This window comes from Streptomyces cyaneofuscatus, from assembly GCF_033109485.1.
GTDB lineage: Bacteria > Actinomycetota > Actinomycetes > Streptomycetales > Streptomycetaceae > Streptomyces > Streptomyces cyaneofuscatus.
Window position 1 is genome coordinate 6641550 of record NZ_CP137002.1, and the last position, 21991, is coordinate 6663540.

Below are 21991 nucleotides of genomic sequence, written 5' to 3' on the forward strand. Positions count from 1 at the left end.
CCCACTGGCACCGCGCCGCCCGCCCCACGACACTGAAGCGGTGCGCCCGGCAACTGCGACGGCAACGGCCGTCACCACGATCCTCGGCGCCGGTGCGGCAGCGGTCGCAGCCGGCCGGTACGCCAGCGACGCCGCCCTCAAGGCGGCGCCCGGCCGACCCCTGCCCACCGACCGCAGACTCACCGTGCACGCCACGGGGATCCGGCAGGTCACCCTGACCCGCTCCCTCACGGCGCTGCGCCCCGGTACGTACGGGATCGAGGGCCCCGGCGTCCACGCCGTGGTCGGCCCCGTCGTCGAAGGGGCCGAGTCCACCGCCGACACCGTCGTCCGCACCCTGGAGCGGATCACCCACGGCATCCTGGAGCCGGGCGACAAGGTCCGCCTCACCCCCGAGGTGTACCGGGGGGACCCCGGCGCCGCCCTCGGCCTGGAGTACCGGGAGGTCGAGATCCCCGGCGAACTCGGCGGACTGCCCGCCTGGTGGGTCCCCGGCGACCGCGACACCTGGGTCATCACCGCGCACGGCCTCGGCACCACCCGCGAGCACCCCATGAACCTGATGGGCTTCCTGAGCGGCCAGCAGCTCCCCGTGCTGGACCTCGCCTACCGGGGCGACGCCGGAGCCCCCCGCCCCGCCGACGGCCTCGGCCACCTCGGCGCCTCCGAGTGGCGCGACCTGGACGCCGCGATGCGCTTCGCCGTCCGCTACGGCGCCCGGAACGTGATCCTGTACGGCTGGTCCACCGGCGCCTCCATGGCCCTGCACGCCGCCGCCAACTCCCCGCTGCGCGAGCGCGTCGGCGGCCTCGTCCTGGACTCCCCGGTCCTGGACTGGCCGACCACGCTGCGCGCCCTGGCCGCCGCCCGCGGAGTCCCCGCCGCCCTGCTGCCGCTCGCCGTCCGCGCCGCGCAGGGCCGGACGGGGATGACCTCGGCCCCGCTCCTGGACGCCTCCCTGGCCGACGCACTGCCCGCCCCGACGCTGATCGTGCACGGCCCGGACGACACGATCGCCCCCTGGGGCCCGTCGAGGGCGCTCGCCGCCCGCCGCCCGGACCTGGTCAGCCTCCACTCCGTATCCCAGGCTCCGCATGCGTCGATGTGGAACGCGGATCCCGGCCGCTACGAAGAGCGGCTCCGGCGCTTCCTCACGCCCCTGATGTGAGGTGATGCGGGGATCGGTCCCTTTGGTCACCGCACCCCCGGTAACCGGGCGGGGACCGGGGAAACGCCTTCCGTTTGGGCTTTCGGGCCGTCAGAGGCAAGACTGCTCCCGTGACGTCCCGTACCCCGCGCGACTCCAGGCTGCGACTTGTCCGCCCGCGACCCCTCGCCACCGCCCGCAGGGCTGTGTCCACCCGGCGCACCCGGCCGGCCCCCCGGCCCCCCGAGGGCACCCCGCCCCGCACCGAACTGGCCCGCCAGGCCCGGGCGGTCCTCGCCGACGCCGTACGCATCGCCCACTGGGCCGCCGGCGCCCCCGCCCCCGGCAGCGCCGCACCCCTCGCCACCCAGGCCCTCGAACGGGCCGCGACGGCCCTGGAACTCTCCCCGGCACAGGTCCGTGCGGGCTGGGACCGGGCCCGGCTGGCCGGCCTGATCGAGCTGCACGGCGACACCGCCCGCCCCGGCTGGCGGCTGCGCGCCTGGGACCGGGACGACTCCGCCGTCCTGCGCGGCTGGGTCGCGCTCTTCGACGCCTGGTCGCTCGTCCACGCCGCCCCCGAGGGCATCGAGGCCGGAGCGGTCGCCGAAGCCGTCGAGGCCGTGCCCCAGGTGCTCTCCCTCCTCCAGCTCTCCGCGGGCCCCGTCGCCGTACCGGCCCTCCTGGACCTCCTCGCCCAGCGCATCGCCGAGCTCCAGGAGGAGCGCTGCGAAGTGCCGTACGGCGCCGGCCGCTCGGCCGCCGAGAGCGCTCCCGCCACCACCGGCCGCCCGGTGCCCGCCCCCGACCGCAGCGCCGACCTCGACGCCCTGCTGCTCGACTGGGCCCTGGAGGGCCTCGCCGCCGTCGGCGCCCTGACCCTCGGCAAAGGTCACGCCACCCTCACCCCGCTCGGCAACTGGGCGGTCTGGGTCAAGCTGGAACAGATCTGCGTCGCCGCCCAGAGCCCGGCCGGGAACATCGAGCAGTCCGCCGCCGACATGCTGCTCGGCTGCGCCCGGCTCACCCCCGGACCGGCCCGCGCCGAATACCGGGCCTGGCTCGCCGCCCGTACGGTCGGCAGCGCCGTCGCCGAACTCCTCGCCGTCGCCCGGGGCCAGGACGCGCTGCTGCGGGGACTGGCCTTCGAGGCGCTCCGCGTCGTCGGCGCCCCCGCCGAGCCCGAGGTCCGCGCGGTGGTCACCAACCCGTCGCTGCGGCCCTACGCGCTGCTCTGGCTCGCCGAGTACGAAGGGGCCGACCCGGACGACGCGCAGGAGATCCTCAGCCGCGAGGAGGCCACCTGGCTCTGGGTCGACACCGCGGCCGCCGTCGCCGACCACGGCGAGACCGGTCTGCTGGTACGCCACCTCGACTCCGCCGTCCAGGGCACCGTCCCGGCCCTCCTGGACGAGGTCAGAGCCGTCGGCCACCCGCGCACCGTCCAGGTCCTGGTCGCCCTGGCCGCCGCCCACCCCGACCCCGCCCTGGCCAAAGCGGTCCGCCGGGCCGCCTTCCAGGTCCACACCGGCGGAGCCTGAGCCCGCACCCCCCGGGGTCGGCCCGGTTCAGCCGGCGGACCCCGGGGCGTACGTCCCGAAGCTCCAGACGTTGCCCTCGGCGTCCCGCGCCATGTAGTCCCGCGAGCCGTAGTCCTGGTCCGTCGGCTCCATCAGGATCTCCACCCCGAAATCCCGGGCCCGCGCGAAGTGCTCGTCGACCTCCTCCACCACCACGTACACCCCCGCCGGGCCCGCCCCCGCCATCGCCCGGGCGAACGCGCCGTCCCCGCCCTTGGAGCCGAGCATCACCCTGCCGTTGCCGCAGGACAGCTCGGCGTGCACCACGCTGCCGTTCTCGCCCTCGTAGACCGCCTCCTCGGTGAAGCCGAGGCCCTCCGTCAGCGTCCTGATCGCGGCCTTCGCGTCGTCGTAGAGGACCGTCGGGTAGATCGTCGGGACACCCTTCGCCACACCTGCCATCCCACTCACCTCTCCTGTGATCTGCGTCTCAGTCTTCCACCCGGCGCCGACAACGGCGGCTCAGGCGAAGGTGTCGCACCGCCCCATGTCGCCGCTGCGGAACCCGGTGGAGAACCACTGCTGGCGCTGCGCGGACGAGCCGTGCGTCCAGGACTCCGGGGTCACCCGGCCCTGGAACCGCTCCTGGATCCGGTCGTCCCCGACCGCCGCCGCCGCGTCCAGGCCGTCCCGGATGTCCGCCCGGGTCAACTCCGTGATCAGCGGTCGGCCCGTCGACTCGTCCGGCGTCGTCGTCGCGTGGTGCGCCCAGACCCCGGCGTAGCAGTCGGCCTGCAGCTCCACCTTCACCGCGTTGCTGTCCGCCCCCTGCCGCCCGTCCTGCGACCGGCTCAGCGTGCCCGTCAGGTTCTGCACATGGTGGCCGTACTCGTGCGCGATCACGTACGCCTGGGCGAACGGCCCGCCGCTGGAGCCGAACTTCTTCCGCAGCTCGTCGAAGAAGCCCAGGTCCAGATAGACCTTCCGGTCACCGGGACAGTAGAACGGCCCCACCGCCGAGGTCGCCGCCCCGCAGGCGGTACCGACCCGCTCGCTGAACAGGACCGTCGGGGCGGCCGCGTACCGACCGCGCCGCCGCTCGAACTCCTGGCGCCAGAAGTCCTGCACGCTGTTGACCACCGCCACCGTCCGGCAGTCGTCCCGGCTGTTGGCGTCCTGGCCCTTCAGGCAGCTCTCCTGCACCTGCCCCGCCGACGAGGACACCGCCCCGGGCTCCGTATCACCGGACGAGAGGCCGAGCTGATCGGGGCCGACGCCGAACAGCAGCCCCAGGATCAGCGCGATCACCCCCACGATGCCGCCGCCCACGGTGGCCCGCCCGCCCGGGATCCGGCTGCCGCGCACGTCCTGGACCTCGGATGTGTCCAGATCGGCGTCGTCGTCGAACTGCACGGGCGCACCACCCTCGGCTCGGGGCGGGCGACGGGGTGCCGCCCTGCGCCGAGTATCGGACGGTTCGTCCCGGCGGGCACGCGGAAAAGCAGTTGCACACCGCCAGTAGAATGGGGCCTATGGCCATTCTCCTTGCGCATTAGCGGCGTCGAGAGACCTCCGCCCTCGTCCCTCCGCCGTCCATCCTGCCCTGGAGTTTTTCCGTGATCACCGCCTCCGGCATCGAGCTGCGCGCCGGCGCCCGCATCCTCATCGAGTCCGCCTCCTTCCGTATCGCCAAGGGCGACCGCATCGGCCTGGTCGGCCGCAACGGGGCGGGCAAGACCACCCTCACCAAGTGCCTCGCGGGCGAGGGCACCCCCGCGGGCGGCACCATCAGCCGCTCCGGCGAGGTCGGCTACCTCCCGCAGGACCCGCGCACCGGCGACCTGGAGATCCTCGCCCGCGACCGCATCCTCTCCGCCCGGGGTCTCGACGAGATCCTGCGCAAGATGCGCGAGAACGAGGAGCGGATGGCGAACGGCAAGGGCGCCACCCGTGAGAAGGCGATGAAGAAGTACGAGCGCCTGGAGACGGAGTTCCTCACCAAGGGCGGGTACGCCGCCGAGGCCGAGGCCGCCACCATCGCCGCCGCGCTCAGCCTGCCCGACCGGGTGCTCGGCCAGCCCCTGCACACGCTCTCCGGTGGTCAGCGCCGCCGCGTCGAGCTGGCCCGGATCCTCTTCTCGGACGCCGACACCCTGCTCCTCGACGAGCCCACCAACCACCTCGACGCGGACTCGATCGTCTGGCTGCGCGACTACCTGAAGAACTACCGCGGCGGCTTCGTCGTGATCTCCCACGACGTCGAGCTCGTCGAGACCGTGGTCAACAAGGTGTTCTACCTCGACGCCAACCGCTCGCAGATCGACATCTACAACATGGGCTGGAAGCTCTACCAGCAGCAGCGCGAGGCCGACGAGAAGCGCCGCAAGCGCGAGCGCCAGAACGCCGAGAAGAAGGCGGCGACCCTCAACGCGCAGGCCGACAAGATGCGCGCGAAGGCCACCAAGACCGTCGCCGCCCAGAACATGGCCAAGCGCGCCGACCGCCTGCTCTCGGGCCTGGAAGCCGTACGGGTCTCCGACAAGGTCGCCAAGCTGCGCTTCCCCGACCCCTCGCCCTGCGGCAAGACCCCGCTGATGGCGGAGGGCCTCTCCAAGTCCTACGGCTCGCTGGAGATCTTCACCGACGTCGACCTGGCCATCGACAAGGGCTCCCGCGTCGTCATCCTCGGCCTCAACGGCGCCGGCAAGACCACACTGCTCCGCCTGCTCGGCGGCGCGGAGAAGCCCGACACCGGCCAGATCATCGAGGGCCACGGCCTCAAGCTCGGCTACTACGCCCAGGAGCACGAGACCCTCGACCCGGACCGCACGGTCCTGGAGAACATGCGCTCCGCCGCGCCCGACCTCGACCTGGTCCAGGTCCGCAAGACGCTCGGCTCGTTCCTCTTCTCCGGCGACGACGTCGACAAGCCGGCCGGGGTGCTCTCCGGCGGAGAGAAGACCCGGCTCGCGCTCGCGACCCTGGTCGTCTCCTCCGCCAACGTGCTCCTGCTCGACGAGCCGACGAACAACCTCGACCCGGCCAGCCGCGAGGAGATCCTCGGCGCGCTGCGCACCTACAAGGGCGCCGTCGTCCTGGTCACCCACGACGAGGGCGCCGTCGAGGCGCTCCAGCCGGAGCGGATCATCCTGCTCCCGGACGGTGTCGAGGACCTCTGGGGTGCCGACTACCGGGACCTGGTCGCCCTCGCCTGATCCGTCCGGAGAGAGCGCCTGCCCTCTCCGGACGGATCTCCGGCCCCCCTCCGGATAGATCATTCGGCCTACGCGTGATCCACCATCTGCGTGAGGGCGTCTCGTACCCCGGTGGTGCGCCCGGCGGTCACCCGCCGCGCGCCTCTTTCCGGGGCCTTGTTCCCCGTACGGCTCTGACCTGCCGGTTCTTTCGCCGGTAGGGGGCGCACGCCCCTGTGGCCCGCCGGAATACGGGATTCCGATCGTGTCCGGGCGCTCTCCGGTCCGGAATCCGGTCGCACCGACCTTGCCGAATGGGTGGCCAGGAAGCGCGGGAGGGGTGATCATGAGAGTCCAGAGCGCACTTCCCATAGAGGAGGCACGGGTGGCCGAGACTCTGAAGAAGGGCAGCCGGGTGACCGGCGCCGCGCGTGACAAGCTCGCGGCAGACCTGAAGAAGAAGTACGACTCCGGTGCGAGCATCAGGGCGCTGGCCGAGGAAACCGGCCGCTCCTACGGGTTCGTCCACCGGATGCTCAGTGAGTCCGGAGTGACGCTGCGGGGACGCGGCGGAGCCACACGAGGCAAGAAGGCCGCTTCGGCCTGAGTGCCCCGGAGGCGACAGGGCTCATCGGAATTCGGGGTGGCCACCCGGCTGACCGCGAGGTCGTCCGGGTGGTTACTGTTCAGTCACTTAGTTTCTGAGTGCTGACTGCACCCGATCCGGAGGCGCCCCATGACCTCGCTCGACCCTGTGCTCGACAAGGACGGCGTACGGCTCACCGTCGAAGACGCGGTTGCCACGGTGACGCTCACCAACCCGGCCAAGCGCAACGCCCAGTCTCCCGCTCTGTGGCGGTCGTTGACCGAGGCCGGACGGGTGCTGCCCGGCGATGTCCGCGTCGTGGTGCTCCGCGGCGAGGGCAAGTCCTTCTCCGCGGGCCTCGACCGGCAGGCGTTCACCCCCGAGGGGTTCGACGGCGAGCCGTCCTTCCTCGACATGGCGCGCGGCCCGGAGGCCGAGCTCGACGCGACCATCGCCGAGTACCAGGAGGCGTTCACCTGGTGGCGCCGCAACGACCTCGTGTCGATCGCGACGGTCCAGGGCCACGCCATCGGCGCAGGCTTCCAGCTCGCCCTCGCCTGCGATCTGCGGATCGTCGCCGAGGACGTGCAGTTCGCCATGCGCGAGACCAGCCTCGGCCTCGTTCCCGACCTCACGGGCACCCACCCTCTGGTGAACCTCGTGGGGTACGCCCGCGCGCTCGAGATCTGCGCCACCGGGCGGTTCGTCCACGCCGAGGAGGCCGAGCGCACCGGCCTCGCCAACCTCGTGGTCCCCGCCGACCAGCTCGACGCGGCGGCCCGCGACCTGGCCGCCGCCCTGGTCTCCCCACCCCGCGACGCCGTCGTGGAGACCAAGGCCCTGCTGGCCGGCGCCGTCTCCCGTGACTACGAGGAACAGCGCACCGCCGAGCGCGCCGCCCAGGGCCGCAGGCTGCGCGACCTCGCGGGCATCACCGACTAGCGGGCATCACCGACCAGCAGGGAGCGCCGGGCGCTGACGGCTAGCGCGCGGCGCCTCGACCACGTCGGTGACCAGCACCGACACCGGCAGCCGGTCCGCCGTGGCCGCCGACACCGCCGTGCGCACCGACCGGGCCACATCGAGGGCCCGGTGGTCCCCGGCCGTCGCCACCTCGACCCGGATGTGGTCCTGGGCGGTGTGCACCGCACCGCCGAGGACCCGGGTCAGTGAGACGACACCGGGGACCGCCGCAGCCGCCTCTCCCGCAGGCCCCTCCGCCTCCGCCTTCGCGACCGGGGCCGGGGCCGGCGGGTTGGGTGCGTCGGCCGGGTCCGTCACCTGATCGGGCGCAGCGTCGTCGAGCAATGCCGTCACCCGCAGGTCCACCTCCGCGATCTCCAGGCCGAGCCGGGCGGCGGCCGCCGTGACGAGCGCCGCGCGCAGGGCGGCCGCCGAGTCGGGCAGCGGGCGGTCCCCGGCCGCCCGGAACTCCGCCTCGATCCTCAGCGGCCCGGGCGGCAGACCGCTCGGCGGCGCCGGAGGCAGGGCGAGACCCGCCTCCGCAACGACGCCTGCCCCCGCCGGACCCCCTGCTCCCGCCGGACCTCCCGTACCCCCCGTCCCTGCCGGACGTTGCGCCTCCGGCCGTGTCTCCGCACCGGTTGTCGCCTCCCGGGCCGGCCCGATCCTCAGCGTTCCCAGCACCGCGCCCTCCACGGTCGCCCCGCGCAGCACCGAGGCCGCCGCCGTCTCCGCGATCCAGGCGCCGTCCACCGCGCCACCCAGCGGGAGCAGTCTGCCGAGGCCCAGGCGTTGCCGTACCGCGGCTGTCCATCCGTCGGCCCTCTGCGGGCTCCGCTCCGTCGTCATCGCCCCAGCCTGCCGTATCCACGGCGCGGGACCGGGCAAGCGCACTTAACGTGGGCGGAGGAAGTCCCCACCCCGCCCCGAAGGGAAGAGCGGCGATGACTGAGACACCCCAGCGCAACAGTCCCGACAGCGGTTCGGGCAAGTCCCCCCTGAGCAAGCGCGGCGGAGGCGATCCCGGCACCCGCGGCCGCACCACCATCGCCGACGGCGTCGTCGAGAAGATCGCCGGAATGGCCGCACGCGATGTGGTCGGCGTCCACGCCATGGGCAGCGGGCTGTCCCGGACCTTCGGCGCGGTCCGCGACCGGGTCCCCGGCGGCGGCAAGTCCGTCACCCGCGGTGTGAAGGCCGAGGTCGGCGAGTCCCAGGCCGCCCTCGACCTGGAGATCGTCGTCGACTACGGCGTGGCCATCTCCGACGTGGCCCGCGATGTGCGCCAGAACGTCGTCTCGGCGGTGGAGCGCATGACCGGCCTCGAAGTCGTCGAGGTCAACATCGCGGTCAGCGACGTCAAGCTGCCCGACGAGGACGACGACGAGGACGACGGCGAGTCGCAGCGCGTCCAGTAGTTCCGGTTTCCCCGCCGCAAAACATTGACGCCGCAAGGCAGTTCAGGAGAGACGATGAGCATGGCTGTGGCCGGTCTGCTGGCCGGCATGGCGCTCGGGTTCGCCGGGTATTTCGGCGGCTTCGGAGCCTTCGTACTGGTGGCCGCGCTGGGCGCGGTCGGCTTCATCGCCGGCCGCTTCCTGGACGGTGACCTGGAACCCGGCGACTTCTTCCGGAGTCGCGAGCGCGGCGACCGGCGACGGTGACGGCGGTGACCGGGCGGGTCGCCGCCGCCGAGCGGGGTGAGACCCGGATCGCCGACCGGGTCGTCGCCAAGATCGCCGCCCAGGCGGCGAAGGAAGCCGTCGACGATCCGCCCCCGGACGGGGCCTCCCCGCGCGCCACGGTCACCGTCCACCGCGACGCCGCCCGCGTCCGGGTCAGTCTGGAGCTCGGCTACCCCGGCGACATCGGCCGCCAGTGCGGTGCCGTACGGAGCAGGGTCGCCCAGCGGGTCAAGGCGCTGGCGGGCATGGAGGTGCCCGAGGTGGCCGTCCAGGTCGAGCGGCTGCACCCGGCCACGAGCGGAGCACAGGGGAGGATCCGATGACCGAACCCGGCGATCACGGCGGCCCCGCCGGCTCCACCCGGCGGATGCCCACGGTGGACCAGGACGGAGGCGGGACGCACACCCCCGGCCCCGGCACGCCCGCCGACCACGACCGGGTCCCCACCCTGGAACAGGGCGGCGGCCGGGCCGGCCGCTTCTGGTCCGCGCGCCGGATCCCGGCCGCCCTGCTGGCCCTGGTGCTTCTGGGCGCCGCCGGGCTGCTGCTCTACGACATCGCCGCCGTACGGGCCGGGCACCCGGCCATGCAGTGGCGGCGCTCGCTGGCCGACGGCCTCGCCGACCGGCAGCTCGACGATGTCGCGGTGCTCATCGGTGCCGGGGTCGCCGCGCTGATCGGCCTCTGGCTGCTCCTGCTCGCCCTCACCCCCGGACTGCGCGACCTGCTGCCGATGCGCCGTGACCGCGCCGGCGTACGCGCCGGACTCGACCGGACCGCCGCCGCACTCGTCCTGCGGGACCGGGCCGTGCGGGTGCCCGGGGTGCAGTCCGTCCGGGTCCGGATGGGGCGGCGCAAGGCGAAGGTGCGCGCCCTCTCGCACTTCCGGGAACTCGACGACGTACGCGGCGACCTGAACTCCGTACTGACCACGGCCGTCCGGGAACTGGGCCTGGCGAAGCCGCCCGGTCTCTCCGTCCAGGTGCACCGGCCGGCGAAGAAGGGATGAGCGGCATGCGCTCCACCGTCAACCGGGTCCTGCTGGCCCTCGCCGGGCTCGTCCTGATCGTCGTCGGCGGAGGGGCGCTCGCCGTCGGCCTCGGCGCCTCCGTGCCCAGCTGGTGGCCCTGGGACGGCAAGAACGACGTGCTGCTCAGCGCGTCCGACCGGGGCCGCTGGCGCGACGAGGGCTGGTGGTGGCCGACCGTGATCGCGGTCCTCGCCGTCCTGGTCGTCCTCGCCCTGTGGTGGCTCCTCGCCCAGCTCCGGCGCGGCCGCCTCGCCGACGTGCTGGTCGACAGCGGCGACGGTGAGGGCGCGCGGGTGCGGGGCAAGGCGCTGGAGGGCGTGCTCGCCGACGAGGCGGGGCAAGTGGACGGAGTGGCCCGCGCCCAGGCGGCCCTGACCGGCCGCCGGACCGCCCCGCAGGCCCGTGTCCGGCTGCTGATGGAGCCGCACGCCGCCCCCGAGCAGGCGCTGAACGCGGTGGCCGACGGAGCGCTGGCCCACGCCCGCGAGTCGGCGGGCCTGGACGAGCTCCCGGCCGAGGTACGGCTGCGGGCCGTCAAGCACCGCGCGGAGCGGGTGACCTGACGGCCCGTGGACCGGGCCCCTCAGAACCCGCGCCGCGACCCGCCGTCGACCGGCACCATGATCCCCGTCAGATACGAGGCGGCGGGGGAGAGCAGGAAGGCCGCGGTCTTCCCGAACTCCTCCGGCGTCCCGTAGCGCCGCAGCGGGATGCGCGCCTCGTTGGCCGTACGGGCCGCCTCGGCGTCGCCCGACAGGGCGTCCAGCTCGCGGACCCGGTCGGTGTCGATCCGGGCGGGCAGCACGCCGACGACCCGGATGCCGCGCGGCCCCAGCTCGTCGGCGAGCGACTTGGCGAAACCGGCGAGGCCGGGGCGCAGCCCGTTGGAGATGGTCAGTCCGCCGATCGGCTCGTGCACCGACCCGGACAGGACGAAGCCGATGACGCCGCCCTCGCCCAGCGCGGCGGCGGTCGTCCGGGCCAGCCGGACCGCCCCGAGGAACACCGTCTCGAACGCCGTCTGCCACTGGTCGTCGGTGTTGTCGGCGGCGAAGCCGGGCGCGGGCCCGCCGACGCTGATGAGTACGCCGTCGAGCCGGCCGAACCGCTCCTTGGCCGTGTCCACCAGCCGCTGGGCGGCGCTCGGGTCGGCGTTGTCGGCGGCGAGCCCCACGGCGTCCGGCCCCAGCTCGGCGGCGGCCTCCTCGGCGTCCTTCTCGTCCCGGCCGGTGATGATCACCTTCGCGCCGTCGGCGGCCAGGGCGCGCGCCGTGGCGTTGCCGAGCCCCCGGGTCGCGCCGGTGACGATGTACACGCGGTCCTTCAGTCCAAGATCCATGGCCCTATCCTGCCGGGTCCACCCCGGCGAGGTCGACCGCGGAGTTGACCAGTCCGATATGGCTGAACGCCTGGGGGAAGTTGCCCAGCTGCCGGCCGGCCGCGACGTCGTACTCCTCGGCCAGCAGCCCCATGTCGCTGCGGAGCTCCAGCAGATGCTCGAACAGCTCCCGCGCCTCGTCGGGCCTGCCGATCCGCTGCAAGGCGTCCACCAGCCAGAACGAGCAGGCGAGGAACGCCCCCTCGTCGCCGGGCAGCCCGTCGACGGAGACCCCCTCGGTGCTGTAGCGGCGGACCAGACCGTCGCTGCCCAGCTCGTCGCGGACCGCGTCGACCGTGCCGGTGACCCGGGGGTCGTCGGGCGGCAGGAACCCGGTCCGCACGATGAGCAGCGTCGCGGCGTCCAGCTCCTTGGACCCGTAGGACTGGGTGAAGGTGTTCCGCACGGGGTCGTACCCCTTCTCGCACACCTCGGCGTGCACGGCGTCCCGCATCGCCCGCCAGCGGTCCGCGTCCCCGGGCAGCTCGGGGTTCTCCTCCAGCGAGCGCACCGCCCGGTCGGCGGCGACCCAGGCCATCACCTTGGAGTGCACGAAGTGGCGCCGCGCTCCGCGGATCTCCCACAGCCCCTCGTCCGGCTCCCGCCACGACGACTCCAGGAAGCCGAGCAGGCTGAGCTGGAGGTTCCAGGCGTGCGGTTTGTCGTCCAGACCGGCGACCCGGGCCAGCCGGAGCGCGTCGATGACCTCCCCGTACACATCCAGCTGGCGCTGGCGGACGGCCGCGTTGCCGGTGCGCACCGGGCGGGAGTTCTCGTACCCGGCGAGCCAGGGCAGCTCCATCTCGGGGAGCCGGCGCTCGCCCGCGAGCCCGTACATGATCTGGAGGTCCGCCGGATCCCCGGCCACGGCCCGCAGCAGCCAGTCGCGCCAGGCCGCCGCCTCCTCCAGATAGCCGGCCGAGACCATCGCCCCGAGGGTCAGGGTGGCGTCCCGCAGCCAGCAGAAGCGGTAGTCCCAGTTCCGTACGCCCCCGATCTCCTCCGGCAACGAGGTGGTCGGGGCCGCCACGATGCCGCCCGTCGGGGCGTACGTCAGCGCCTTGAGGACGATCAGCGAACGCAGCACGGCCTCGCGGTACGGCCCCTCGTACGTACACCGCTCGGTCCACTTCGCCCAGTCGTGCAGCGTGTGCTTCAGCGCCTTGTGCGGGTCGATCAGCTTCGGGCGCGGCGAGTGCGAGGGGTGCCAGGTGAGGACGAACGCCACGCTCTCGCCCTCGGTGACGGTGAACGAGGAGCAGGTGCTGAACTGCTGGCCCCAGGTCTTGACCGGCGGTTCGCTGCGCAGCCAGACGGAGTCGGGCCCGGCGACCGCGACCCGGTGGCCGTGCGAGCGGCGCACCCAGGGCACCACGGACCCGAAGTCGAAGCGCAGCCGCAGGACGGAGCTCATGTCGACGGTGCCGCTGACGCCCTCGACGATCCGCATCACATCGGGCGACTTGTCGCGCTGCGGCATGAAGTCGACGACCTTGACCGTGCCGGTCCGGGTCTCCCAGTACGTCTCCAGGACCAGCGAATCACCCGCATAGCCGCGCCGGGTACAGGTGTCCGCTGGGTCCGTGCCCGCAGGCGCGATGCGCCAGTGGCCGTTCTCCTCGGTGCCGAGCAGAGCGGCGAAGCAGGCGCCGGAGTCGAAGCGGGGCAGGCAGAGCCAGTCGATCGAACCGTTCCTGCCGACGAGCGCGGCGGTCTGGAGATCGCCGATCAGGGCGTAGTCCTCGATGCGTGGGGTCACGCTCTGGCGTGTTCCCGAACAGGACCCTCGTCAACCAGCCGACCGGTGTGCCGGAGCTCTCAGAGCCCCCGGACGGAGGGGCCCTCAGGCGCTCGCGGGGGCGGGCTGCTCGCTGTCCTCCGCAGCCGGCTCACCCTTCGCGGCGGCCTCCTCGCGGTCCCGCTTCTCCCGCCGTACGAGGATGATCCAGCCGACCGGGACGGCGGCGACGAACAGCCACCACTGGACGGCGTACGCCATGTGCGCGCCGATGGAGCTGTCGTCGGGGTCGGGGATCTGCTCGGGCAGCCCGCCCGCGGTCTGCGGGGCGGTCTGCTCGATGTACCCGCCGAGGACCTCGCGGGAGAGCAGATGCGCCTGCTGCTCGCTGTTGATCAGCATCACCTGCCGGTCCGGCAGCCCCGCCAGGTCCTTGATGCCGCTGCTGCCGGTCGTCTCGTCCGCCTTGAGCCGCCCGGTGACGGTCACTTCGCCGCGGGGGGCGGGCGGCACGTCCGGGTACGACGTCTGGTTCGGGGCGGCGGGCACCCAGCCCCGGTTGACCAGGACGGTGCCCCCGTCCCTGAGGTCCAGCGGGGTCAGCACATGCACGCCGATCTTGTCGTCCTCCGACGTGCGCCGGCGGACCACCACCTCGTGCTCGCTGTCGAACGTGCCCGTCGCGGTCACCGCCCGCCAGTAGTCGGCGCGCGGGACGGTGTGCCCGGGGGAGGTGAGATCGGTGACCGGGAGCGGATCGGCCTTCAGGTTCCGCGAGATCAGCTCGTTCTGCGCGACCCGGTGCTGATGGCGGTGGAACTGCCAGAAACCCAGCTCGACCATGGTCGGCATCAGGACGAGAGCGAGGAGGGTGAGGAGAACCCACTGCCGGGTCAACAGGAAGCGGTACACCCCATGACCGTACAGCCGGGGTCATGGGGTGCGGCACTCAGGGGTGGCGCCGGGGAGGCCCGGCAATGAGATCTTCTCTCACACTTTGTCCACGATGCCCGCCTTCCCCTCGGCGCGGGCGCAGTGGGCACCGCAGTACCAGTGCCCGTCCGCCTCGACGCCCTGCCCGATCACCTGGACCCGGCAGTGCTCGCAGATCGGCGCCATACGGTGGATGGCGCAGGAGAAGCAGTCGAAGACGTGCACCGCGCCCTGCGCGTGCACCTCGAAGGACATGCCGTAGTCGTTTCCGCAAACCTCACAACGTGCCATGCGCCACAGGGTGGGACGCCGGGCGGCGACGGGCGAGCGGCGGCCTGGCGAGTCGCGCCCGGTTCACTCCGATGACGGTGGCGGCGCCTGGTGCGGCAGCACAGCCCCGTCGGCGGGCGCCACATCGCGCAGCAGATGGGTGAAGGCGCTCTCCTCCAGGATCGGTGTGCCGAACGACTTCGCCTTCTGCGTCTTGGACGTCGCCGCGTCCGGGTCGTTGGTCACCAGCAGACTGGTCAGCCGCGACACGCTCGTGGCCACATGCAGCCCCGCCTCCACCGCCCGGTCCTCCAGCAGCTCCCGGTCGATCGAGGTGTCCCCGGAGAACGCCACCCGCATCCCCTGCTTGAGAGGCTTCTCCTTCTCGTACCGCCCCGGATTGGGATACGGGCAGGCCGGCCGCTTCCGCGAGGGCCGCCAGCTGTTCGGCTGCCGCGCGGGCTGATACCCGACGCGCGGGGCGACGGGGGAGTCCGACCACTCGGTCAGCGGCCGGCACTCCAGCAGAGGCAGCCGCACCCCGCCCCGGGCCGCCGCGTGAAGACTCGGCCGGAACGCCTCGGCCAGCACCCGGGCGTCGTCCAGGGCGTGGTGGGCGTGCTGCTGTACGACGCCGAAGTGGGCGGCGAGCGAGGCCAGCTTGTGGTTGGGCAGCGGCAGCCGCAGCTCCTTGGCGAGCGCGATCGTGCAGAGCCGCTGCTCGACCGGGGCGACCACCGAGGCGCGCGCGTACTCCCGGGCGATCATCGACCAGTCGAACGCCGCGTTGTGCGCGACGAGCACTCGGTCCGCGAGCCGCGCCGACAGCTCGGCGGCGACCTCAGGAAAGAGCGGCGCGCCTTCCAGCACGTCGCTCGTCAGCCCGTGGATCCAGACGGGACCGGGGTCCCGCTCCGGATTCACCAGCGTGTACCAGTGGTCCTCGACATTGCCCAGGGCGTCGAGCCGGTAGACGGCGGCGGACACTATCCGGTCGTCGCGGGCGAGGCCGGTGGTCTCCACGTCGACGACCGCGTACCCCTGGGGGTAGGCGGTCGGCCACGGTGCGGCTGTCTGGCGGTCGTCGAGCATGGTCACAGAGAATACGGGCCGGGACTGACAGACCCCTATTCGGCCGGGCGGGGCAGGGCCCGGAGCACCGCCGCGAAACCCGCAACTCCGTTCCCCGTAAGCCCCTTTCGGGTCAGCCGAGCGCGGCCACCAGGTCGCCCGCGGCCACCCGGTCGAGTCCGCAGCCGTCCACCGGACCGGGCAGCAGCCGGTAGACCGTGCCGCTCACCTTCTCCGGGGCCGCGTCCCCGTTCACCACTGCGAGCAGCACCCGCTTCCCGGCCGCCGCCCGCTCCATCGCAGCGACCCCGTCTGCGGACCCCGTGCCGTGCGGCTCCTCCGCGTCCGGGGTGCGGAAGTTGCGTATCCGCCTCGCGAAGGCGGCCGTGTCCTCCCCAGCCCCGCGCAGGTAGCGCACCAACCCGTCCCGGCGGAAGACCGCCACCTCGTCGGTCCGGGCCGCCGCGTGCCACACCGCCAGGTCCCACAGCGTCGTCCGCCCCGCCGAGAAGTATTGGTACAGGTCCCTGCCCGCCTGGCCCAGCTCGTCGATGTGCCGGCTCACGCTGTGGTGGCCCTCCGACGGCGGCAGATGCAGATCGGTCCAGAGGAAGGTGCGCCGCTCCACGTCCACCACCATCGGCACATGGACCCGGGAGTGGCCGATCAGGTCGTAGCGCTGGCGGACGGTCCGCGGGTCGAAGTGCGCGACGCGCCCGTCCACCGACGGCAGCGCCATGAACCCGGCGAAGGCGTCGGGCAGCAGCTCGAAGGGCACGTTGTTGTAGCTGAACACCACCGGCATCGCGAACCGCACCCCGGCCCGGGTGAGTCCGTCCAGGTCCAGGTCGGCGTACTCGCTGGCGCCCCTCGGCGCGGGCGCGGAGGTCAGGTCGCCGGAGTGCACGGCCACCCGGTTCCGGTACACCAGGTTCGTGTAGTCGCAGAGCCCGAGGTAGGTCCAGTCGGCGTCGAAGAAGGCCACCGACAGGTCGAGGTCGACGATCTCGGCGGGCGGCTGCATCCAGTGCAGGAACATCCGCAGCACCTCGCCCTCGGGCAACGGCTGCGTGCTCCCCCGGGGAACCGCGACCAGCGCCTTGGCCGCCGCGCTCTCGGCGGAGGGCACGGCGAGCGCGGCCAGCCCCTCGTCGAGCACCGCCACATCGAAACGGGACGCGGTGGAGAGCCGCCGCAGCACCTCGCGTTCCAGCAGCGCGCAGACCCGCGCCACGGTCGGGGCGGGCAGCGGGGGACGGGTGTCGTCGAGGGTGTACGAGTGCGTCACCTGGCCCCGTGGGAAGAACACCCGCCGCCCGCCGGGAACGTCACGGATCCTCAGCCGCCCCAGCGCGGCCAGCAGCGGACCGGGCCCGGCGCCGGAGAGCCCGTGCTCCAGCACGTGCAGCAACGCGTCCTGAGGCGCCCCGTCCTGAGGCTCCCCGTCCTGAGGCTCCGCGTCCTGAGGCTCCGCGTCCTGAGGAACCTCATCCGGAGGCTCCGCGTTCCCCTCCATCCGGAGCACCTGGTCGAGCCGGCGCAGCAGGGTGCCCGGGCGCTGGGCGAGGAGGGCGATCACGGTGCCCCTCTCGCCCGCCGCGAACGCCTGCTCGACCCGCCCGGTCCAGGTGTTGGCCTTGAACAGTGCCCCGTCCGCCCGTACGGCGAGCGGGTTCTCGGCCGCCGTACGCACCAGGGTCGCCGCGAGCGGCTCCGACACCGTGGACACATGCGTCGCCCGCAGCACCGCGAAGGCCAGGGCGGCCCGGGGGTGGCGGGCGTGCTGCTCGTTCGGGTGCAGCGTCTCGCCCGCCCGCTTCCACCGCTCGGGGTGCCGCAGGACGTCCTCGACCAGCGAGGAGGGGTCCAGCGCGTCCAGTACGGCGAGGAGTTCGCGCCGCAGCCCGCGCGGCAGGGACCGGTGCCGGGGCGTGTCCAGCAGGTCCGCCCCGCCGCCCGACCACACCGCGAGGAGCCGCAGCACATCGGTGGCGGTGGTCAGCCGGACGGGCAGGACCGCCCGCACGGCGTCCCGGGTCCGCCGGTCCCGCAGCAGCGTGCCCAGGACCAGCGCCTTCGTCTCCCGTACGGGAATCTCCTCGGGCAGCCAGTCGAGCCCCGCCGGGGTGTGGGCCAGCAGCGCCACGACGTCGTCCCGGTCCTGCGGAGGCAACGGGGTGCGCCGCGCGAGCAGCCGCCCCAGCGCCGTGACCGCGTCCGCCGCCGCGTCGGTGCCGAGGACCAACGGCTGCACCGGCCCGGCCGCCGTCTCCACCTGCCGGCGCGGCGGCGCGGGCTTCAGGAACGGGTCGTCGTCGGCGGTGCGGCGGTGGCAGACCGGACAGCCGGAGTAGTCGGCACCGTCCCAGCACTCCCGGCACACGAGATGGGCGCAGGGGGCGACCGGGTGCACGCTGCCGACCGTGGAACAGAGCACGCACGGCTGGTGCGGCCACTGGAACAGCAGGGTGAACACCCGGTCCACGTACAGCTGGAGCGTGTCGTCCGGCACGGAGGCCGGAAAGCTGCGGAAGAGCGGCATGTGTGTACGGTCCGCGCCGAGCTCGGCGTCGATGTGCCCCACCAACTGCTTCCCCGCGTCGGCCAGTCCGGCGGGCCCGAGCCACGCGAGGGCGGCGTGCAGAGCCGGCGTGAGGACGAACCCGCGATCCAGGAGCTCGGCCTCCAGGGCCACCAGCCCGGTCGTGGTCGGCGGATCACCGGGCCGGTGCCCGGCCTCCCCGACGTACACCGTCCGAAGACGGCGGAGCAGCACGGACGACAGCGACGGCGACACGGACAAACAGGCCCCAGGGGAGAAGAGGGAGGAGGTGTGGGGCGGGGGCGGAGAGTGGGCGCGCTGCGGGATTCGAAGAGGTGGAGAAGGAAGCACACCGCGGAGCCGCCCCCGCGCAAGAGGGAGCCTAGGGGGGTGTGTTGGGACGCGCCATGTATTTATCGGCCCGCCGTCCCTTGGCAGAAGGTGCCAAAGACTGCTGACACCAGATCTCGCATACTTGTGGGTAACAACATCTAGCCCTCACCGACGGGCGGCCCTACGGTGCTCGCATGGAGCCGAACCTGCCCGATGTCGTGCTGTGGTCAATACCGGCCTTCGTGCTGCTCACCGTGATCGAGATGGTCAGCTACCGCTTCCATCCGGACGAGGACGCGGCCGGCTACGACACCAAGGACGCCGCCACCAGCGTCACGATGGGGCTCGGCAGCCTCGGGTTCGACCTGCTGTGGAAGATCCCCATCCTGGCCATCTACATGGGGGTCTACGAGCTGACACCGCTGCGGGTGCCCGTGGTGTGGTGGACCGTCCTGCTGATGCTCCTGGCCCAGGACTTCTTCTACTACTGGTCCCACCGCGGCCACCACGTCATCCGGATCCTGTGGGCCTGCCACGTGGTCCACCACTCCAGCCGGAAGTTCAACCTCACCACCGCGCTCCGCCAGCCCTGGACCTCCGCCACCGTCTGGCCCTTCTACCTCCCGCTGATCGCCTGCGGTGTGCACCCGGCGGCGCTCGCGTTCTGCCAGTCGGCCAACCTCGTCTATCAGTTCTGGGTCCACACCGAGCGCGTCGGCAAGCTCCCGCGCCCCTTCGAGTACGTCCTCAACACGCCCTCCCACCACCGCGTCCACCACGCCTCGCAGGGCAGCTACCTGGACCGCAACTACGGGGGCATCCTGATCATCTGGGACCGGATGTTCGGGTCCTTCGCGGCCGAGACCGAGCGGCCCGTCTACGGGCTCACAAAGAACATCTCCACCCACAACCCGCTGCGCGTGGCCACCCATGAGTACGCCGCGATCGCCCGGGACGTCCGGGCCGCCGGGAGCTGGAGCGAGCGCGCCGGGCGGGTCTTCCGGGGGCCGGGCTGGCAGCCCGCGCCGAAGTCCGCTGCCGTACCGGTCGATCCACCCGCGCCCGCCCCCGTACCCGCGCAGGCCGCCGCCCCGGAACCCACCCGATGAGCGCCACCGCGTCCCGCCCCGCCCGGCCGGAGACGGCAGGGCCCGGGCGGTTCGCGCGGCCGCTCCTCGGGGCCTTCCTGGTCGCCGCCGCCGTCGACCTCGCGGGGCTTCTCGCCGGGCTCGACACGGTCCACCAGGTCGCCAAGCCGCTGCTGATGCCGCTGCTCGCCGCGTACGCCACCGTCCAGGGCGGGCCCCGGCTGCTCATCGCCGCCCTGCTGTTCGGGTGGGGCGGGGACGTGTTCCTGCTCGCCGACAACGACCTGGCGTTCCTCCTCGGGATGGGCTCCTTCGCCGTCGGCCATGTCTGCTATCTGACGCTGTTCGGGCGGGGGCAGGCCCGGACCCGTGCGTCCCTGGCCGCGGGGATCGCGTACGCCGTCGTCCTCGCCGTGTTCCTCGTCCTGATCTGGTCCGACCTCCCGGCGGAGCTGCGTGTTCCGGTGGCCGGCTACAGCCTGCTGCTCACCGCGATGGCGTGGCGGGCCGGTGTGCTCGGACGGTACGCGGCGGCCGGCGGGGCGCTCTTCCTGCTCTCCGACGCCCTCATCGCCACCGGCATCGCGGAGTGGCCCCGGCTGCCCGCCCCCGACTTCTGGGTGATGCTCACCTACATCGCCGCGCAGCTCCTGCTGGCCCTCGGGGTGCTCAGGGCGGGGCGGGCCGGCCGGTCGTAGGAGTACGTAGGAGTACAGAGGTACGAGCAGGGGCCCGGGGAGATCCCCGGGCCCCTGCTCGTCGCTACGTCATCCGCCTACCTACCAGCGGACCGCGTCCAGCGCGTCGACCACTCCGGCTCCGTAGAAGCCGTTGTAGCTCTTGCCGCCCTCGCAGACCGCGTCGATGACCCCGTCACCGTTGTAGTCGTACGGCTCGCCGCACGCCTTCGCGTCCGCCTGGAGGCCCAGCAGCACCTTCACCGCGGCCGGCGAGGCGTAGGGGTGGCGGGACTTGATCAGGGCCACGACGCCCGCGACGTGCGGGGACGCCATCGACGTACCGGCCTTGTAGCCGAACCTGCCGCCGGGCAGCGTCGAGAGGATCAGCCCGTTGACGGCAGGCGGCTCGGGGGTCTGGTAGATCGTCGAGTCACCGCCGGGGGCGGCGACGTCGATGACGCCCTTGCCGTAGTTCGAGTAGGAGGACTTCAGGCCCTTGGCGCCCGTCGCGGAGACGGTCACCACGCCCGGCAGCATGGTCGGGACGTCGGGGCAGACCCGCGGGTCGATCGTCCGGGTGACCGGCTCGGTGTCGTTCGGGCTGGTCCGGTCCTCGATGGTGTCGGAGGACAGGTCGTGGCGGGCGTTGCCCGCCGCGGCGACGTTGACCGTGCCCTTGCGCTCGGCGTACTTGGCCGCGCGGGTCAGGGACTCGACCAGGGCGCCCTGGTCCGGGTCGTTCTTGCAGGCGAAGAGCCAGGGGTCGGTGTAGTAGCTGTTGTTCGTGACGTCGACGCCGTGCTCGGCCGCCCAGAGGAAGCCGCAGACGACGGCCTCGGTGTAGAAGAGGCCGTCCGGGGTGGAGACCTTGATGCCGGAGACCTTCACACCCGGCGCCACCCCCGTCACGCCGAATCCGTTCTTCGCGGCGGCGATGGTGCCCGCCACATGGGTGCCGTGGTCGCTCTCGCCCGCCGTCGGCCGCCAGGAGCCGTCGGTGGTGTCCGGAGCGCCCGTGACGCAGTTGACGGAGGCGGCGCGGTCGAAGTTGGGCGCCAGGTCCGGGTGGGTGTCGTCGACGCCCGTGTCGATGACGGCGACCGTCACCTTCTTCGAGCCGAGCGACTTCTGGTGCGCCTTGTCCGCCTTGATCGCGGGCAGCGACCACTGCAACGGCTCCAGCGGGTCCTCCTCCGCCGTCGCCTGTGCGGCCGCGGCGGCCGCCTGGGCCTCGGTCAGCGGCTGCGCTATGGCGCCGACGTCCTTGGTGGCCTGGGGCACGATCGGGTTGGTCCGGGTCGCGCCCGCCGACTGCACGCCCCGTACGCGGCGGATCGTTTCGCCGAAGGCCGGGTTCTGCGAGTGGGCGACGATGACGCCGATCTGGTCGTACGAGATGACGACCGTGCCGCCGGCCTGCTTGACGGCCTTCTCCACCTGCTGGACAGCCGTGCGGCCGCTGCCGGTGTTCACGACGTAACTCAGCTTCGGTCCGTCGGTCCGCGGGGTCGCGGTGGCCGGTGCGCCGGTGGGCGCCGCCGTGGCCGACGCCGCCGGCAGGAAGCCGAGCGAGGCGACGAGCGCGAGTCCGACGGGCAGCGCGAGCGCGCGGGTCCGTCTCGATGCCAGATGAGCCATGGGTTCTCCACATCATCCGTGCCGGTCGACCGGACACCTGGCGTGTTCGGTCGCGTACATGACGAGTGAAGCTATCGCCGATCTTCCTGGCACATCAACGATTTGGGGCAAGTGAGTTCGAAGAGTGCACCTGTGCGGCCGAATGTGTACGGGCGACTTCAGGCCACCGGGACGGAGGGGCTTCCGGTCACCGGG

At 72.9% G+C, this 21991-nt stretch carries 22 protein-coding genes; 12 read left to right on the top strand and 10 right to left on the bottom strand.

The window, feature by feature from the left end; translation table 11 throughout:
- The first annotated feature begins 40 nt into the window (after positions 1 to 40).
- A complete protein-coding gene (locus R2B67_RS29265) occupies positions 41 to 1168 on the top strand; it encodes an alpha/beta hydrolase (RefSeq protein WP_317822233.1) in 1128 nt (375 codons plus the stop codon).
- Positions 1169 to 1353: 185 nt separating this feature from the next.
- Entirely contained in the window at positions 1354 to 2688 is a 1335-nt protein-coding gene (locus tag R2B67_RS29270) for a hypothetical protein (RefSeq protein WP_018512224.1), read from the top strand.
- A 27-nt stretch (positions 2689 to 2715) separates the two neighbouring features.
- On the opposite strand, the gene R2B67_RS29275 is transcribed toward R2B67_RS29270, so the two are convergent.
- Both R2B67_RS29275 and ypfJ read right to left on the bottom strand, forming a co-directional pair.
- Positions 2716 to 3129 (bottom strand): VOC family protein, encoded by a 414-nt coding sequence (locus R2B67_RS29275; RefSeq protein WP_317822234.1) that lies wholly within the window; start codon positions 3127 to 3129, stop codon positions 2716 to 2718.
- Between the two features lie 60 nt (positions 3130 to 3189).
- A complete protein-coding gene (gene ypfJ / locus R2B67_RS29280; protein WP_317822235.1) occupies positions 3190 to 4080 on the bottom strand; it encodes a KPN_02809 family neutral zinc metallopeptidase in 891 nt (296 codons plus the stop codon).
- A 203-nt stretch (positions 4081 to 4283) separates the two neighbouring features.
- Between ypfJ and R2B67_RS29285 the strand changes: the two genes are divergently transcribed.
- From R2B67_RS29285 to R2B67_RS29295, 3 genes are all read left to right on the top strand, one after another.
- Positions 4284 to 5882, top strand: coding sequence for an ABC-F family ATP-binding cassette domain-containing protein (locus tag R2B67_RS29285; protein WP_018512227.1), 1599 nt, complete (start codon positions 4284 to 4286; stop codon positions 5880 to 5882).
- A gap of 364 nt (positions 5883 to 6246) precedes the next feature.
- Positions 6247 to 6468: a helix-turn-helix domain-containing protein gene (locus tag R2B67_RS29290; RefSeq protein WP_006123601.1), complete on the top strand. Its 222-nt coding sequence runs from the start codon at positions 6247 to 6249 to the stop codon at positions 6466 to 6468.
- A gap of 129 nt (positions 6469 to 6597) precedes the next feature.
- A complete protein-coding gene (locus R2B67_RS29295) occupies positions 6598 to 7389 on the top strand; it encodes an enoyl-CoA hydratase/isomerase family protein (RefSeq protein WP_317822245.1) in 792 nt (263 codons plus the stop codon).
- A gap of 6 nt (positions 7390 to 7395) precedes the next feature.
- Here R2B67_RS29295 and R2B67_RS29300 read toward each other — a convergent pair whose 3' ends face one another.
- Complete coding sequence (locus tag R2B67_RS29300; protein WP_317822247.1) at positions 7396 to 8259, bottom strand: hypothetical protein; 864 nt, start codon at positions 8257 to 8259, stop codon at positions 7396 to 7398.
- A gap of 95 nt (positions 8260 to 8354) precedes the next feature.
- Between R2B67_RS29300 and R2B67_RS29305 the strand changes: the two genes are divergently transcribed.
- Genes R2B67_RS29305 through amaP form a run of 5 tightly spaced genes read left to right on the top strand, consistent with a single transcriptional unit; the run spans position 8355 to position 10688 of the window.
- On the top strand, positions 8355 to 8828 hold the full coding sequence (locus R2B67_RS29305; RefSeq protein ID WP_161267401.1) for an Asp23/Gls24 family envelope stress response protein: 474 nt from the start codon (positions 8355 to 8357) through the stop codon (positions 8826 to 8828).
- A gap of 54 nt (positions 8829 to 8882) precedes the next feature.
- Positions 8883 to 9074: a hypothetical protein gene (locus tag R2B67_RS29310; protein WP_012381448.1), complete on the top strand. Its 192-nt coding sequence runs from the start codon at positions 8883 to 8885 to the stop codon at positions 9072 to 9074.
- Complete coding sequence (locus tag R2B67_RS29315; protein ID WP_109977200.1) at positions 9071 to 9418, top strand: Asp23/Gls24 family envelope stress response protein; 348 nt, start codon at positions 9071 to 9073, stop codon at positions 9416 to 9418. Before R2B67_RS29310 ends, R2B67_RS29315 begins: the two co-directional genes overlap by 4 nt.
- Positions 9415 to 10104 carry a DUF6286 domain-containing protein gene (locus R2B67_RS29320; RefSeq protein WP_317822249.1) on the top strand — a complete coding sequence of 230 codons (690 nt, stop codon included), beginning with the start codon at positions 9415 to 9417 and terminating at the stop codon, positions 10102 to 10104. Before R2B67_RS29315 ends, R2B67_RS29320 begins: the two co-directional genes overlap by 4 nt.
- Before the next feature lie 5 nt (positions 10105 to 10109).
- Positions 10110 to 10688 carry an alkaline shock response membrane anchor protein AmaP gene (gene amaP / locus R2B67_RS29325; RefSeq protein ID WP_317824978.1) on the top strand — a complete coding sequence of 193 codons (579 nt, stop codon included), beginning with the start codon at positions 10110 to 10112 and terminating at the stop codon, positions 10686 to 10688.
- A 20-nt stretch (positions 10689 to 10708) separates the two neighbouring features.
- Here amaP and R2B67_RS29330 read toward each other — a convergent pair whose 3' ends face one another.
- The 6 genes from R2B67_RS29330 to R2B67_RS29355 form a co-directional block, all read right to left on the bottom strand.
- The gene (locus tag R2B67_RS29330; protein ID WP_317822251.1) at positions 10709 to 11464 is read right to left on the bottom strand and encodes an SDR family oxidoreductase; all 756 of its coding nucleotides are present in this window, start codon (positions 11462 to 11464) and stop codon (positions 10709 to 10711) included.
- 4 nt (positions 11465 to 11468) lie between these two features.
- The gene (locus tag R2B67_RS29335; RefSeq protein ID WP_317822252.1) at positions 11469 to 13262 is read right to left on the bottom strand and encodes a glycoside hydrolase family 15 protein; all 1794 of its coding nucleotides are present in this window, start codon (positions 13260 to 13262) and stop codon (positions 11469 to 11471) included.
- 84 nt (positions 13263 to 13346) lie between these two features.
- Positions 13347 to 14153 carry an SURF1 family cytochrome oxidase biogenesis protein gene (locus tag R2B67_RS29340; RefSeq protein WP_317822253.1) on the bottom strand — a complete coding sequence of 269 codons (807 nt, stop codon included), beginning with the start codon at positions 14151 to 14153 and terminating at the stop codon, positions 13347 to 13349.
- 78 nt (positions 14154 to 14231) lie between these two features.
- Positions 14232 to 14465: a metallothionein gene (locus tag R2B67_RS29345; RefSeq protein WP_006123591.1), complete on the bottom strand. Its 234-nt coding sequence runs from the start codon at positions 14463 to 14465 to the stop codon at positions 14232 to 14234.
- Positions 14466 to 14528: 63 nt separating this feature from the next.
- Positions 14529 to 15542 carry a DEDDh family exonuclease gene (locus R2B67_RS29350; RefSeq protein WP_237325224.1) on the bottom strand — a complete coding sequence of 338 codons (1014 nt, stop codon included), beginning with the start codon at positions 15540 to 15542 and terminating at the stop codon, positions 14529 to 14531.
- Positions 15543 to 15648: 106 nt separating this feature from the next.
- The gene (locus R2B67_RS29355) at positions 15649 to 18312 is read right to left on the bottom strand and encodes an MXAN_6230/SCO0854 family RING domain-containing protein (RefSeq protein ID WP_317824979.1); all 2664 of its coding nucleotides are present in this window, start codon (positions 18310 to 18312) and stop codon (positions 15649 to 15651) included.
- A gap of 272 nt (positions 18313 to 18584) precedes the next feature.
- On the opposite strand from R2B67_RS29355, the gene R2B67_RS29360 reads away from it, so the two are divergent.
- Positions 18585 to 19499, top strand: coding sequence for a sterol desaturase family protein (locus tag R2B67_RS29360; RefSeq protein ID WP_317822255.1), 915 nt, complete (start codon positions 18585 to 18587; stop codon positions 19497 to 19499).
- Complete coding sequence (locus R2B67_RS29365) at positions 19496 to 20176, top strand: lysoplasmalogenase (protein WP_317822256.1); 681 nt, start codon at positions 19496 to 19498, stop codon at positions 20174 to 20176. Before R2B67_RS29360 ends, R2B67_RS29365 begins: the two co-directional genes overlap by 4 nt.
- An 81-nt stretch (positions 20177 to 20257) precedes the next feature.
- Here R2B67_RS29365 and R2B67_RS29370 read toward each other — a convergent pair whose 3' ends face one another.
- Complete coding sequence (locus tag R2B67_RS29370; RefSeq protein WP_317822257.1) at positions 20258 to 21796, bottom strand: S8 family peptidase; 1539 nt, start codon at positions 21794 to 21796, stop codon at positions 20258 to 20260.
- Positions 21797 to 21991: the final 195 nt, after the last annotated feature.